Genomic DNA, 14,266 nt, shown 5'->3' on the forward strand with positions numbered 1-14,266 from the left:
TGTCCATCGTGGGTGCGCCTCGCTGCTGATCACGCCTCGGGAATGACCCTGCCGAACGTCTCGAGGGTGACGGCGTCAGGCTCGGGGCCACCGCGCTCGGATGTATCGAGTGCGTCGATTGCCGCGATCTGCTCGGCCGTCAGCTCGAAGTCGAAGACATCGAAGTTCTCTGCGATGCGGGCGGGCTTGACGGACTTGGGGATGACCGAGCGGCCTTCCTGGATGCCCCAGCGCAACATCACCTGCGCGGCCGACTTGCCGTGGGCCCGGCCGATCTCGAGGATGATCGGGTCCGCGAGCGTGCTTTTCGAGAAGCCGGGGCGGTAGAACGTGATGCCGCCAATCGGGGCCCAGGCCTGCGTCAGGATGCCGTGCTTCTGGTGCAACGCCTGCAGATCGCGCTGCTGGAAGTAGGGGTGGACCTCGATCTGGTTCACGGCCGGAACGACGCTCACCTCGTCCAGCAGACGCTCCAGGTGCTTGGGCATGAAATTACTGACGCCAATGGCCCGAACCTTGCCGTCCGCAAGCAGCCGCTCCAGCGCTCTGTAGGCACCCAGGGTGCGGTCGAATGCGCTGGGCAGCGCCTGGTGCAGGATCAGCAGGTCGATCTGCTCGACGCCGAGCTTCCCGGCGCTCTTGTCGAAGCTATGCAGCGTCTCGTCGTAGCCGTAGTCGCTGATCCAGATCTTGGTCTCGATGAACAGTTCCGACCGGCTGAGGCCGGAGCGCCGAACGGCGTCGCCGACGCCGCGCTCGTTGGCATAGGCGGCCGCGGTGTCGATGTGGCGGTAACCGACGCGTAGCGCCTCCTCCACGGCCACGGTGGTTTCATCAGGCGGCGTCTGGAATACGCCGAACCCGAGAGTGGGTATGGCTACGCCATTGTTCAGCTGGATTGTCGGGATTGGCATTTGGCCTCCTACGGGCGCATCAGACTGCCGCGTAGATAGGCTCCCTCGGCCTCGACGATTAGCCGTTCAATGGCCCATGCGATTGTGAAAATCATTCATGAATGGGGCTAGGGCCGCATCTGTTGACACCCGACCTAGCGGGGAGCCGCCGGCACCGGCTCCCGCTCTTCCGTCGAGGGCTCTCCGGCTGCAAGTCGCAAAGCAACGAAGACGGCGACGGCGATTACGCCTATCGCAGCCGAGAAGGCGACGCTTGCCGCGGTCGTGGCCGCGCCTGCGACGAGCGAGAACGCGAACGGCGCTGCGGCCGAGGCGAGCAGCCTCGACGAGCTGATCATGCCCAGCCGCCGCCCATAACCTTCGGAGCCGAACAGCACGAGCGGCAGGGTGCCCGAGACAATGCTGTAGAGCCCGTTGCCCAGACCGAACAGCACCGCGAAGACCGCCGCGCCGGGAACCCACGGGGTCGTCAGCAGCAGGACCGCGAGGCCCGCCGGGAGGACCAGCGCGGCGATGATCGCCAGCACCGGCTGCGACAGCCCCCGTCCGAACTGCATATTGATCAACCGGCTCAGCACCTGCGAGGGACCGAACAGCATGGTCGCAATCACCGCCGCCTCCCCGGCCCCGAGGTCCGACAGCATGGGCACCATGTGGACGGTCACCGCGGACGACACGAAGCCGACCAGCGCGAACCCCGCTAGCATCAGCACCAATGCCAGGCGCTGCTTTTCGGCCGGCACCAGCGCAGCCGTGGCGGGTGTGTCGCGTCGCTCCGTCGCGCGCAGGCGATGCCCTCGGGCAAGCCAGAAGTGAACCGGCACGCAGACCAGCAGGTTCACCGCGGCGTAGATCAGGTAGACCTCTCGCCACGAAAACACCTCATGCAGCGCCGCGGTGATCGGCCAGAAAATCGTCGAGGCAAAGCCCGCGATGAGGGTCAGGTGGGTGATGCTGCGTCGCGCCGCGGTAGGCGATGCCTGGGCGAGGGCGGCGAACGCCGTTGCATAGAGGACGAAGGCCGAGGCGACCTCCATAGCCGCCAGCCCGGCAGCGAACACGATGCCGTTGGGCGCGATGGCGCAGAGCGCAAGCGCCAGGGCGGCCGCCACGGAGCCTGATGTCATCAACTGGGCTGCCCCATACTTGTCTGCGAGGCGACCCGACAGGGGCGCCACGAGCCCGCCGACCAGCAGCGACGCCGACAGCAGGCCGAACACCCACTCCTCCGACCATCCGAATTCCGCCGCCATAGATGGGGCCAGCGTTCCGAAGCTGTAGTAGAGCGTGCCGTAGCTGATGATCTGGGTGAGCCCGAGTGCCCATACGATCGATGCCATGCGGTTGGTGGCTGCGGTCATCATGCCTACGCGAGTTCGACGAGCGCCGGTCGTGCGACCGACGAAGAACCGCACCCGCAACCGGCTTCTCCTTCGGCCTTTGCGGTCTCGTCCGCGACGCAACACGAGGTGGCGTCCAGGGCAGGCCCGCCGCAGCAGCTTGATCCGCCGGACGCTGCCGGGGCGACACTGCACACACCCGTCTCGGGCAGCACCAGGTGGACCTGCCGCGCGGCGACATGGTCCCCCGCGATCTCGGCCACCACCGAGCGAGCCTGCTCGTAGCCGGTCGCCATCAGGAAGGTCGGGGCGCGGCCGTAGGACTTGGCTCCCACGATATAGAACCCCGCTTCGGGATGGCTGAGTTCTTCCACCCCGTGCGGCGGTACCGTTCCGCACGAGTGGAAGTTCGGGTCGATCAGGGGCGACAGGGTCGGTGGCGCCTCCGTGGCTGGATCAATGCCGACACGGAGCTCTGCCAGCATCTGCAGGTCGGGCCTGAACCCTGTCGCTACGACGACGCGGTTCACCTCGAGCGTGATCGGCGCGTGTCCCAGAGTGCCGCTGACTGTGACGCCCTTGTCGGACCGCTGGAGGCTGGTCGCGGCGAACGGCGCAAGAATCTGGAGCCGTCCGGCGTCGATGGCCTTCTTGGCCGCGAGGCCGAGAGCCCCGCGCTCCGGCAACTGATCGTTCAGGCCGCCCCCCAGGAGTTTGTCGAGCCGGTTGTCGCGACGAAGCGCCCAGAGGATTTTGGTATCCGGGAACTGTTCCTGCAGGGCGAGAAGCGCGAGGGCCGCATTGATCGCCGAGTGACCGCTGCCGACGACAAGGGTCGTGCGGCCGGCGTAGGCCCCCTGGTCCGACACGGCAACGTCAGGGATGCCGTAGGAGACGAGGTCGGACAGCGCCCTCTCGCCGGGAACAGGCAGTCCATCGACGCCCATGGGGTTTGGCTTGGTCCACGTACCCGACGCATCGATCACCGCTCGCGCCAGCGTGGACCTTTCGCAGCCGTCGGCATCGATCCATCGGATCTCGAATGGCGTGGTATCGCGACGAAGGTTGGAGAGCTTGTCCAGACCCTGTCGCGTGATCGCGGTGACGGTCGCGCCCAACCGCAAGGCCGTTCCGATGGACGGCAGTTCAGATAGCGGCCGCAGGTACCTCTCCACGATCTCGCCTCCCGTCGGCAATTCGGTGGCCTCCGGCTCATCCCAATGCGTCTCCGAGAGGAGGGCTTTGGCGGCCGCGTCCATATTGTACTCCCACGGAGAAAACACCCGCACGTGAGACCACTCCAGCAGCGATGCGCCTACCGACGAGCCACGCTCGAAGATGATGGGCTTGAGGCCGCGGCTGATGATTTGCGACGCAGCTGCCAATCCGACCGGTCCGGCGCCGATGACAGCGATGGGGAGATGTGAGTTGACCATATTTCGATCCTTCCAGAAGGTTGGAACAATGGAGTAAAAAAGAGGACGTCATGCCGCTGTCTGTTCGGCGGTCGAGGCGCAGCTTGCCTCGTCGGCGCAGCACTCGTCCGACAGGTAGCCGATCAGGCCATTCATGCTCGTGTAGTTGGCCCGGCAGATCAGCGTCGTCGCCTGACGCTCCTGGCTGACCAGGTTCACTTCAACCAGCTTCTTGACGTGGTGCGAGAGCGTGGAGGCGGCGATATCGAGCTTGAGCTGGAGCTTGCCAACCGGCAACCCGTTGCCCCCGGCTCGCACCAAAGTCCGGTAGATGTTCAGCCGCGTGGCGTTGCCGAGCGCCTCAAGCTGCGATGCTGCTGTTTCGATGTTCATGGAAATAGCATATGCGGCGTGCCCGATGTGTCAAGTCTATTTCGACGATTGCCGAAATACCGTCATAAAAGGTTCACTTGCCGGGCAATCGTCATATCGATAATCCTCGATGCATGGAAAATACCCACGCCGTCGACGTCTTCGCTGCGCTCGCCCAGGCAACCCGGCTTGACGCCTTTCGCCTGATCGTTGGCCACGAGCCACACGGCCTCCCCGCCGGAGAGGTGGCGCGGCTGCTCGATGTCCCGCAGAACACAATGTCCACCCATCTCGCAGTGCTTGCCCGGGCCGGCCTTGTCTCGGCGGAACGACACAGCCGGTCGATCATCTACCGCGCTGAAATGGACCGCGTGAGGGAGGTTGCGAGCTTCCTTGTCAGTGATTGCTGCGGCGGGCGTCCCGAGCTTTGCGAACCGCTCGTCGCCGAGTTCACCCCCTGCTGCACACCCGGAGCTGGAAAGAATGCCTGCTGATCGCGTCTACAACGTCCTCTTCCTCTGCACCGGCAACTCCGCGAGGTCCGTCCTTGGCGAGGCCGTGCTCAACCACGCGGCCGGTGACCGCTTTCACGCCTACTCGGCTGGCAGCACACCCAAGGGCCAGGTCCACCCCATGACCCTTTCGGTTCTGACCGAGGCCGGCATCTCGACAGCGGGCCTTCGCTCCAAGGCCTGGGACGAGTTTGCGGTACCCGGCGCACCGAAGATGGATTTCGTGTTCACCGTCTGCGACAACGCAGCCGGCGAGGCGTGTCCCGTTTGGCCGGGCCAGCCAATGACTGCCCACTGGGGCATCGAAGACCCCGCCGATGTCGACGGGCCGGAGTTCGCCAAGCGAGGTGCTTTCGAGGACGCGCTCCGCTTCATGCGCAACCGCGTTGAGGCCTTCGTCAACCTGCCGTTGGCAAGCATCGACCGCATCGCGCTGGGAAGCAAACTCCGGGGAATTGGAGCGATGGACGGTAGCACCTCGAAGGCATCCGGGGCCGCATGACTGACCTTCCCCGGCGCTTCGCCGCCGAGACCCTGGGATCCGCGATCCTCCTCGCCACCGTAGTCGGCTCCGGCATCATGGCCGAGCGCCTGACCTACATCCCGGCCCTCGCCCTTCTCGCCAACGCGCTGGCGACAGCGGCGGCGCTGGTGGTGTTGATCAGCGTGTTGCGCCCGATCTCCGGAGCGCATTTCAATCCCGTCGTCACGCTCGCGGCGGCACTGCAGCGCGACCTCCAGCCGACCGTAGCCGCCGCCTATGTCGTCGCCCAGATCGCCGGGGCGCTGGTCGGCACTGCGCTGGCGCACCTCATGTTCGACCTCCCCGTAGCCCAGCTGTCCCAGCATGTGCGAACGGGCGGAGGCCAGTGGCTCAGCGAGGTTGTCGCCACGGCGGGGCTGCTGCTCGTCATCAGCCTGTCCGGGAAGCGACAGCCGACATCCGTGCCCGCATTGGTCGGGCTCTACATCGGTGCGGCCTACTGGTTCACCTCGTCGACGTCTTTCGCCAATCCGGCGGTGACCCTCGCGAGGGCATTCACCGACACGTTCTCCGGCATCGCCCCGGTGGACGTGCCGGCGTTCGTCGTGGCGCAACTCGCTGGCGCGGCGCTGGGTGTCGGTCTCGCCAGATGGCTTCAACCCGTACCCGAGGCAACAGCATGACCGTCACCATCTACCACAACCCCGACTGCGGGACGTCCCGGAACACTCTTCAGATGATCCGGCAGAGCGGAGAGGAGCCCGAGATCATCGAGTACCTGCGCACCCCGCCGACCCGCGAGCAGTTGATCTGGCTTATCCGCGAGGCGGGCTTGTCAGTGCGCCAGGCGCTACGGCAGAAGGACACGCCCTACGATGCCCTTGGGTTGGCTGACGCGGCGCTGGCCGACGAGCAGTTGGTGGACGCCATGATGGCGCACCCGATCCTCATCAACCGGCCGTTCGTGGTCACCCCGAAGGGCGTCCGGCTCTGCCGTCCGTCTGAGGTCGTCCTCGAAATCCTGCCAAACCCCGATATCGGGCCGTTCACCAAGGAGGATGGCGAGGTCGTTAGAGGTCGCTGAATGGGGCCCGTCGACGCGCTTGGTTTCTTGCGCACGAGGGGCTGGCTGGGGCGCTAGGATTCGAACCTAGGAATGGCGGTACCAAAAACCGCTGCCTTACCACTTGGCGACGCCCCAACGGGCGCGTTCCTACACGGTTCACAATTGGGGTGCAACCAATCGAACAAGCCCCCAGTTTAGCCGCTTGAACCCGCAAGGCACCGAGTCTATAAAGCGCCCGCAGCCGATGGCCGCCCGCCGAAACTCCCGCGTCTCGGCAGCATGGGCCCCACGGCAATCTGACGGAGTATAGCGCAGCCTGGTAGCGCACCTGCTTCGGGAGCAGGGGGTCGAGTGTTCGAATCACTCTACTCCGACCAATCAACCCCGGCCTCGCAAGAGGTCGGGGTTTTTCGTTGCGATGGCCAGCTTTAGGCAGCCGGCATTTCCGCAAAGCGATAGCCGACGCCGGGCTCGGTTCGGATCAGCCGGGGTTGCGTCGGGTCGCGCTCGATCTTGGTACGCAACTGGCCGATGAAGACGCGCAGGTAGTGCACGTCTTCCACATGCGCCGGACCCCAGACCGTGGCGAGGAGCTGCCGGTGGGTCAGGACCAGGCCGGCGTGACGGGCCATGTGGGTGAGGAGGTCGTATTCCTTGGGTGTCAGGTGCACCGTCTCGCCATCGCGCGATACCAGGCGGCGGGCGAAGTCGACGCTGAGGCCGTCGCCGTCGTAGCGGCTTGCTGCCACGGTGCCAGGCGAGCGGCGGCGGAGAGCCGTGCGGATGCGGGCGAGGAGTTCGCCGATGCTGAAGGGCTTTTCGACGTAGTCGTCAGCACCCAAATCGAGCGCCTCGATCTTTTCGGCCTCGCGGTCGCGGGCGGAGAGCACGACGATGGGGAGTTTCGACCAGCCGCGCAGCGACCGGATCACGTCCTTGCCGTCCTTGTCGGGTAGGCCCAGGTCGAGGATCATCAGGTCTGGCGCCGCGGTCGCCGTGAGCCGTTCCGCCTCGGCTGCGGTGAACGCCTCGATCGGATCATAGCCAGCGGCCGTCAACGCAGGCATGAGGAACCGGTGGATCTGCGGCTCGTCGTCGACAATGAGGATGCGGCCTTCGCTCACGCGCGCGCTCCCCGGTCGGCGGGAATCCGGATGGTGAAGCGCGTGCCGCGTTTCTTCACTGCCGGGCTCTCGGCCTTGAGCGTACCTCCCATGGCCTCGACGAAGCCGCGGGCGATCGAGAGGCCGAGGCCCGTGCCGGCGGCGCGGCCGTCGGTCTTGGTGCGCCGATAGAACTTGTCGAAGATGCGCTCGAGCTCACCCTCCGGGATGCCCTTGCCTTGATCGGTCACCGAGATCGTCACCTCGTCGCCCTCCCCCCGCGCGAACACCGCCACTGGTGCTTCTCCGCCATATTTGCAGGCATTGTCGATGAGATTGAAGAGCAGCTGGCTGAGGAGATTGGCATCGCCACGTGCCGGCGGCAGGTCGGATGCGAGGCTCAGCTCGAAATCGTGGCCGGGATGGAGTTTTCGCGCGCGATCGACCGCCGTGTTCACCGCGTCGGTGACGTCGATGCTGTCGCGCCGGGGCTTCAGCGTGCCGGCCTCGATGCGGGTCATGTCGAAGAGGTTGGCAACGAAGCGGCCGAGGCGCGAGGCCTCCTCCTCGATCGAGCCGAGCAAATCCTGCCGCGTCGCGGGATCCATCCTGTCGCCGAGCTCGCGCAGGCTGCTGGCCGCACCAGAAATCGTCGCGAGCGGGGTCTTGAGATCGTGCGACAGCGATGAGAACAGCGCCGTATTGAGTCTTTCGCTTTCCTCGAGCGCGGCGGTGCGGACGTTCTCTCGGGCGAGGCGGGCGCGATCGATGGCGACCGCCGTCTGTTCTAGCACGCCGCGCACCAACTGCTCCTCGTGGGGCAGCAGCGCTCCCTTGGCATCGGCCCGCAACAGGCCCAGCACACCGATGGCGAGGCGGCCCTGCAGGACGGGGCGGAACTGCCAGGCGAGCTGTGGGAGCGTGCCGGTCGAATGCCCGGCCGGTTCGCGCTTGTCGAAGGCCCAGCGGACCGCGGTCATGTCGGTGGGATCGAGCGCCAGGTCCGGGGGCCAGATGCTGCCGAGGGTCAGCTCGCCGTCCTCCGGCACCAGCAGCGCCGCGCCCATGCCGGTGGTGGTGTAGAGGTGCGCAGCGGTGGCTTCCAGGACCGTATCGAGCCGGGCGGAGCCGGATAGCTTGCGGCTGAAGTCGTTGAGTGCCTGCGTGGCCCGTTCCTGGCGGCGCGCCCGCTCGGTCTGTTCGCGCATCCATCCGGCAAGTTCGCCGGCGAGGATCGCGGCCGCAAGGAACACGACGAGGCCGAACAGCTCATGCGGCTGGGCGATGGTGAAGGTGTAGAGCGGCTCGATGAAGAAGAAGTTGTAGGCAAGCGAGGAGAGTACGGCGGCAGCGATGGCCGAGACGCGGCCGTTCAGCACGCCGCAGATGATCACTGCCACGAGGTAGAGGAGCGAGACGTTCTGCAGCGGAACGAAAGCGGTGAGCGATTTGCCGACCAGCGTCGCGACGATCACGGCAAGACCGGCCAACGCCAGCGTCTCGGCCCAGCGGCGGCTGGAGCGATTGCGGAACGAGAACCCGCCGAGATCGCCGGCTGCCTCGTCCTCCTCTTCGCCCGAGACGATGTGGACGTTGATGTCGCCGGAACGGCGCAACAGTTCGTCCGGCAGGGCGCGCCGCGTCAGCCGCTGGAACAGCGAGCGGCGCGGCCGGCCGACCACGATCTGGGTGATGTTCTCGCGTCGCGCGACGCGCATGATCTCGGTGACGAAATCGTCGGCCGTAACCCGCAAGAGCGTGGCGCCCAGCCGTTCGGCGAGCTGCATCGTGTCATCGAGACGCTGGGCTTGGGCAACATCGAGTGCTGCATCGGGCCTCGTCAGAGAGATCGCGCTCCAGGGCGCGTTAAGGCCGGAGGCGAGCCGGCTTGCGGTGCGGACGACACGCTCCGACAGCGCGTCGCCGCCGACCAGCACCAGCAGCCGCTCGGCGGTGGCCCATGGCCCCTCGATGGCATTCTGGCGCAGGAAATCGACCATCTGGTCGTCGACCCGGTCGGCCGTGCGGCGCAGCGCCAGCTCGCGCAGGGCGGTGAGGTTGGCCGGCCGGAAGAAACCTTCGATAGCGCGCTGGGCGTTTTCAGGCAGGTAGACCTTGCCTTCCTTCAGCCGCTCGATCAGTTCGGCCGGCGGCAAGTCGACGAGGATTACTTCGTCCGCCTTCTTCAGTGCAACGTCGGGCACGATCTCGCGCACTTCGATGCCGGTGATGCGCGTGACGAGATCGGAGAGGCTCTCGAGGTGCTGGATGTTGAGCGCTGTCCAGACGTCAATGCCGGCCTGCAGCAGCTCGGCGATATCCTGGTAGCGCTTGGGGTGGCGACTACCCTCGGCATTGGTGTGCGCCATCTCGTCGACGACGAGAATCTGCGGCTTGCGGGCGAGACCGGCATCGATGTCGAACTCTTCGAGCACGTGCCCGCGATACTCGACCTTGCGGCGGGGCAGGACTTCGAGGCCCTCGAGCAGCGCAGCCGTCTCGGCGCGGCCATGCGTCTCGACGAGGCCGATCACGATGTCGATCCCGGCGGTCTTCAGCCGCCGGGCACGATTGAGCATGGAGTAAGTCTTGCCGACACCGGGCGCGGCACCAAGGAAGACGGTCAGCTTGCCGCGCTCGCTGCCGGCCGTAAGGGCCAGCAACGCATCGGGGTTCGGACGCCGCTCGGTCTCGGGGGTGGACATCAGCTCGCCGGGGCTGCGGCCAACGCGTCGAGCGCCAGGTTGAGCTTCAGCACGTTGACCCTTTCCTCGCCCATGAAGCCGAGCATAGGGGCTTCGACCTGCTGCTCGACCAACTGGGCTACGGTGTCCACCGGGAGCGAACGCGCCGCGGCGACGCGCGCGACCTGGAGCCGAGCATAGGCGGGAGAGATATCGGGATCGAGTCCCGAACCCGAGGCAGTGCCCGCATCGCTGGGGAGTGGGCCGACGACGCCGGTGCCCTGAATCCTCGCGACAGTCTCGGTGATCCGGTCCCTAAGCTTCTGACTGGTGGGACCGAGGTTGGAGCCCGACGAGGCAAGCCCATCATAGCCGGCACCGGCAGCGGAGGGGCGTGGCCAGAAGTACTTGGCGTCGGTGAAGTTCTGGCCGACCAGCGAGGAGCCAACGACCACGCCATCGCGGGTGATGAGGCTGCCATTGGCTGCGGCCGGGAAGGCGGCTTGGCCGATGCCGGTCATCGCCAGCGGATAGGCGATGCCGCAGAGGAGCGTGAACAATACGGTCATGACGATTGCGGGACGAATGAATTGCAGCATTTTCTGCCTCACACCAGATGGAGCGCCGACACGAGAATGTCGACCAGCTTGATACCGATGAACGGCACGATCAGGCCGCCCAGGCCATAGACGAGGAGGTTCCGGCGCAGTAGCGCCGCGGCGCCGACCGGCTTGTAGGAGACGCCACGCAGCGCCAGCGGGATCAGCGCGACGATGATCAGGGCGTTGAAGATGATGGCCGAGAGGATCGCCGATTTGGGCGAGCTCAGGCCCATGATGTTGAGCGCGTTCAGCTGCGGGTAGGTCACGACGAACAGCGCCGGGATGATGGCGAAGTACTTCGCCACATCGTTGGCGATCGAGAAGGTGGTGAGGGAGCCACGCGTCATCAGGATCTGCTTGCCGATCTCGACGATCTCGATGAGCTTGGTCGGGCTGCTGTCGAGATCGACCATGTTGCCCGCTTCACGGGCCGCCTGCGTGCCGGTCTGCATGGCGACGCCGACATCGGCCTGGGCGAGCGCCGGGGCGTCGTTGGTGCCATCGCCACACATGGCGATCAGTCGGCCACCCTTCTGTTCGTTGCGGATGTAGTCGAGTTTCTGCTCGGGCGTCGCCTCGGCGAGGAAGGTGTCGACACCCGCCTCCGAGGCGATAGCCGCCGCCGTGATCGGATTGTCGCCGGTGACCATCACCGTCTTGATGCCCATGGCACGCAAGGCCGCGAAGCGATCCTTGATGCCGGGCTTCACCACGTCCTTCAGATGCACGACGCCGAGCAACTGATGACCGTTGGCGACAGCAAGAGGCGTACCGCCAGTGCGAGCGATGGCCTCGACGGCGGCGGTGAAAGCCTGTGGTGCCGAGGCGGCTGTGAGGTTGGCGAAGCGCAGGATCGCATCCACCGCGCCCTTGCGGATGGCGCGGTCGCCAAGATCGACGCCGGAGATGCGTGTCTCGGCGGTGAACCGGATCGGCGTCCCGCCCAGGGCGACGATGTCCTCGTCGGCGAGCCCGAAATCGGATTTGGCGAGCGCGACGATCGAGCGGCCCTCGGGCGTCTCGTCGGCAAGGCTGGCGAGCTGAGCCGCCTCGGCCAGCGCCTGCTCGGTGACGCCGGGCACCGGCAGGAACTCAGTGGCCATGCGGTTGCCGAAGGTGATGGTGCCGGTCTTGTCGAGCAGCAGCGTATCGACATCGCCCGCCGCCTCTACTGCACGGCCCGAGGTGGCGATGACGTTGAAGCGGATGAGCCGATCCATGCCGGCAATGCCGATGGCCGAGAGCAGGCCGCCAATGGTGGTGGGGATCAGCGTCACCAGCAGGGCCGCGAGCACGGTGATGCCGACGATGGTGCCCGAATAGGCGGCGAGGCCCGAGAGCGTCGCCACGGCGATCAGGAAGATCAGCGTCAGCCCCGAAAGCAGGATCGAGAGCGCGATCTCGTTGGGCGTTTTCTGGCGCTTGGCGCCTTCGATCAGCGCGATCATCCGGTCGACAAAGGTCTCGCCCGGCATGGTCGAGATGCGCACCTTGATCCAGTCGGATAGCACCGTGGTGCCGCCGGTCACTGCCGAACGATCGCCGCCCGACTCGCGGATCACCGGCGCGGACTCGCCGGTGATGGCGCTCTCGTTGACCGAGGCAACGCCTTCGATCACCTCGCCGTCGCCGGGGATCATGTCACCGGCCTCGACGAGAACGACGTTGCCGACGTGCAGGCCGCTTGCTGGCACCGTGTCGTAGGCCATCGAGTCGCCGGACTTGAGGCGCTTCGCCACGAGCTGCGACTTGGTGCGGCGGAGGCTGTCGGCCTGGGCCTTGCCGCGGCCCTCGGCGACGGCCTCGGCGAAGGTCGCGAACAGCACGGTGAACCACAGCCAGGCGGCGATCTGGCCGGAGAACAGGGCCTCGCCGGGCGACGCGAACAGGTCGCGGACGAACATGATAGTGACGACGAGCGCCACGATCTCGGTGACAAAAATCACCGGGTTGCGGACCAGTTGCCGCGGATCGAGCTTCCTGACCGCGCCGATGGCGGCGGGGCCGAGCAGCGCCGGATCGAGGATCGAAAGCGTTTTTGCTTTGGTGGCCATTTGAGGCGCCTCAGAAGGACTGGCCGGCGAGCATCAGGAAATGCTCGACGATGGGGCCGAGGGCGAGCGCGGGGAAGAACTGCAGCCCGCCCATGATGAGGATGATGCCGATGAGCAGCCCGACGAAGAGCGGCCTGTCGGTGGGGAATGTGCCGGAGGATGCCGGCACGCRGGCCTTAGTGACCAGCGAACCGGCAATCGCCATCACCGGCACGACGTAGGCGAAGCGGCCAAGCAGCATGGCGATGCCAAGGGTGGTGTTGAACCACGGGGTGTTGGCCGAAAGCCCGCCGAAGGCCGAGCCGTTGTTGCCGGTGGCCGAGGAGTAGGCATAGAGGATCTCGCTCAGCCCGTGCGGACCGCCGGTGCCGACCGAGGACAGAGCAAAGGGCAGGATCGCCGCAATGGCGGTGAAGCCGAGGATCGAGAGCGGCAGGATCAGTACCGCCAGCATGGCGTATTTCATCTCGCGCGCCTCGATCTTCTTGCCGAGGAACTCGGGCGTGCGCCCGACCATCAGGCCGGCGACGAACACCGCCAGCACGCAGAACACCAGCATGCCGTAGAGACCCGAGCCGACGCCGCCGGGGAGGATTTCGCCCAGCTGGATCAGGAACAGCGGCACCAGCCCGCCGAGGGCGGTGAACGAGCCGAGCATACCGTTGACGCCGCCATTGGAGATGCCGGTGGTGACAGCGGCATAGAGGGCGCTCAGCGCCTGACCGAAGCGGACTTCCTTGCCCTCCATATTGCCCATGGCGGGATCGATGCCGAGCGTCTGTAGGATCGGGTTGCCGAACGACTCGGCCCAGTAGACGAGGCCGACGCCGGCGATGAGCAGGATGGCGATGGCGGAAAGGATGGCCCAGCCCTGCCGGCGGCTCTTCACCATCTCGCCGAACGTGTAGACCAGCGCCGAGGTGACCATCAGCATGGCGAAGATGTTGATGAAGTTCGCGATGGCGTTGGGGTTCTCGAACGGGTGCGCGGCATTGGCGTTGAAGAAGCCGCCGCCATTGGTGCCGAGCTGCTTGATCGCCTCCTGGCTCGCCACCGGCCCCAGCGCGATGGTCTGCTGCGCCCCCTCGAGCGTGGTCGCGACGACGGAGCCGTCGAGCGTCTGCGGCAAGCCGAGCGCCATGAACGCGATGGTGACGAGAATGGCGATGGGGACGAGCACGTAGAGCGTCGCCCGGGTCAGATCGACCCAGAAATTGCCCACCGTCGTGGCGCCAGAGCGCATGAAGGCCCGCGTCAGTGCCATGGCAAGGGCCATGCCGGTGGCGGCGGAGACGAAGTTATGCACAGCAAGCCCAGCCATCTGGCTGAAATTGCTCATCGTCGCCTCGCCGACATAGGACTGCCAGTTGGTGTTGGTGACGAAGCTCACGGCCGTGTTGAAGGCCAAGTCCGGCGCGACGCCCGCAAAACCCTGCGGGTTGAGCGGCAACAGGTCCTGGAACCTGAGGATCAGGTAGAGCGAAACGAAGCCGGCAATCGAGAAGGCAAGCATGGCGAGCGTGTAGCCGAGCCAGCCCTGCTCCTTCTTAGGATCGACACCGGAAACGCCATAGAACAGGCGCTCCACCGGCCCGAGCACGGGCGAGAGGAAAGTCCGCTCGCCGGAAAACACACGCGCCATGTAGAGGCCCAACGGCTTCACCACCAGCGCGACCGCAGCGACCATCAAGCCGATCTGCAGCCATCCCATCAGGGTCAT

13 protein-coding genes and 2 tRNA genes are annotated in these 14,266 nt (G+C 66.1%); 5 read left to right on the plus strand and 10 right to left on the minus strand.

The genetic code is table 11. The features are described 5' to 3' along the window. Positions 1-29 precede the first annotated feature (29 nt). The 4 genes from AC1DYL_RS19340 to AC1DYL_RS19355 all read right to left on the minus strand — a co-directional run bounded on the left by AC1DYL_RS19340 (position 30) and on the right by AC1DYL_RS19355 (position 4,062). Positions 30-914 carry an aldo/keto reductase gene (locus tag AC1DYL_RS19340; protein ID WP_477174417.1) on the minus strand — a complete coding sequence of 295 codons (885 nt, stop codon included), beginning with the start codon at positions 912-914 and terminating at the stop codon, positions 30-32. A 134-nt stretch (positions 915-1,048) separates the two neighbouring features. Next, positions 1,049-2,275: an arsenite efflux MFS transporter ArsK gene (gene arsK, locus AC1DYL_RS19345; protein ID WP_477174418.1), complete on the minus strand. Its 1,227-nt coding sequence runs from the start codon at positions 2,273-2,275 to the stop codon at positions 1,049-1,051. 5 nt (positions 2,276-2,280) lie between these two features. Further along, positions 2,281-3,690 (minus strand): NAD(P)-binding domain-containing protein, encoded by a 1,410-nt coding sequence (locus AC1DYL_RS19350; RefSeq protein WP_477174419.1) that lies wholly within the window; start codon positions 3,688-3,690, stop codon positions 2,281-2,283. A gap of 48 nt (positions 3,691-3,738) precedes the next feature. Further along, complete coding sequence (locus AC1DYL_RS19355) at positions 3,739-4,062, minus strand: ArsR/SmtB family transcription factor (RefSeq protein WP_477151755.1); 324 nt, start codon at positions 4,060-4,062, stop codon at positions 3,739-3,741. Positions 4,063-4,175: 113 nt separating this feature from the next. On the opposite strand from AC1DYL_RS19355, the gene AC1DYL_RS19360 reads away from it, so the two are divergent. The 4 genes from AC1DYL_RS19360 to arsC are packed head-to-tail and all read left to right on the plus strand — an operon-like array spanning position 4,176 to position 6,121. Beyond that, positions 4,176-4,535, plus strand: a complete 360-nt coding sequence (locus AC1DYL_RS19360) for an ArsR/SmtB family transcription factor (RefSeq protein WP_477151756.1) — start codon at positions 4,176-4,178, stop codon at positions 4,533-4,535. Next, on the plus strand, positions 4,525-5,055 hold the full coding sequence (locus AC1DYL_RS19365) for an arsenate reductase ArsC (RefSeq protein WP_477174420.1): 531 nt from the start codon (positions 4,525-4,527) through the stop codon (positions 5,053-5,055). The genes AC1DYL_RS19360 and AC1DYL_RS19365 overlap by 11 nt, the downstream gene beginning before the upstream one ends. After that, positions 5,052-5,720, plus strand: a complete 669-nt coding sequence (locus AC1DYL_RS19370) for an aquaporin (protein ID WP_477174421.1) — start codon at positions 5,052-5,054, stop codon at positions 5,718-5,720. The genes AC1DYL_RS19365 and AC1DYL_RS19370 overlap by 4 nt, the downstream gene beginning before the upstream one ends. Beyond that, entirely contained in the window at positions 5,717-6,121 is a 405-nt protein-coding gene (gene arsC, locus AC1DYL_RS19375) for an arsenate reductase (glutaredoxin) (protein ID WP_477174422.1), read from the plus strand. The genes AC1DYL_RS19370 and arsC overlap by 4 nt, the downstream gene beginning before the upstream one ends. Before the next feature lie 42 nt (positions 6,122-6,163). Here arsC and AC1DYL_RS19380 read toward each other — a convergent pair. Beyond that, a tRNA-Gln gene (locus AC1DYL_RS19380) sits at positions 6,164-6,238 on the minus strand. A 165-nt stretch (positions 6,239-6,403) separates the two neighbouring features. Here AC1DYL_RS19380 and AC1DYL_RS19385 point away from each other — a divergent pair. After that, positions 6,404-6,480, plus strand: a tRNA-Pro gene (locus AC1DYL_RS19385). Between the two features lie 51 nt (positions 6,481-6,531). Here AC1DYL_RS19385 and AC1DYL_RS19390 read toward each other — a convergent pair. Genes AC1DYL_RS19390 through kdpA form a run of 5 tightly spaced genes read right to left on the minus strand, consistent with a single transcriptional unit; the run spans position 6,532 to position 14,266 of the window. Further along, positions 6,532-7,227: a response regulator gene (locus AC1DYL_RS19390; protein ID WP_477174423.1), complete on the minus strand. Its 696-nt coding sequence runs from the start codon at positions 7,225-7,227 to the stop codon at positions 6,532-6,534. Further along, positions 7,224-9,911 carry an ATP-binding protein gene (locus AC1DYL_RS19395; protein ID WP_477174424.1) on the minus strand — a complete coding sequence of 896 codons (2,688 nt, stop codon included), beginning with the start codon at positions 9,909-9,911 and terminating at the stop codon, positions 7,224-7,226. The genes AC1DYL_RS19390 and AC1DYL_RS19395 overlap by 4 nt, the downstream gene beginning before the upstream one ends. Then, entirely contained in the window at positions 9,911-10,489 is a 579-nt protein-coding gene (gene kdpC, locus AC1DYL_RS19400; protein WP_477174425.1) for a potassium-transporting ATPase subunit KdpC, read from the minus strand. The genes AC1DYL_RS19395 and kdpC overlap by 1 nt, the downstream gene beginning before the upstream one ends. Positions 10,490-10,497: 8 nt before the next feature. Further along, the gene (kdpB, locus tag AC1DYL_RS19405; protein ID WP_477174426.1) at positions 10,498-12,546 is read right to left on the minus strand and encodes a potassium-transporting ATPase subunit KdpB; all 2,049 of its coding nucleotides are present in this window, start codon (positions 12,544-12,546) and stop codon (positions 10,498-10,500) included. Positions 12,547-12,556: 10 nt separating this feature from the next. Continuing rightward, positions 12,557-14,266, minus strand: a complete 1,710-nt coding sequence (gene kdpA / locus AC1DYL_RS19410; RefSeq protein ID WP_477174427.1) for a potassium-transporting ATPase subunit KdpA — start codon at positions 14,264-14,266, stop codon at positions 12,557-12,559.

The organism is Devosia sp. P1_H9, from assembly GCF_056405135.1.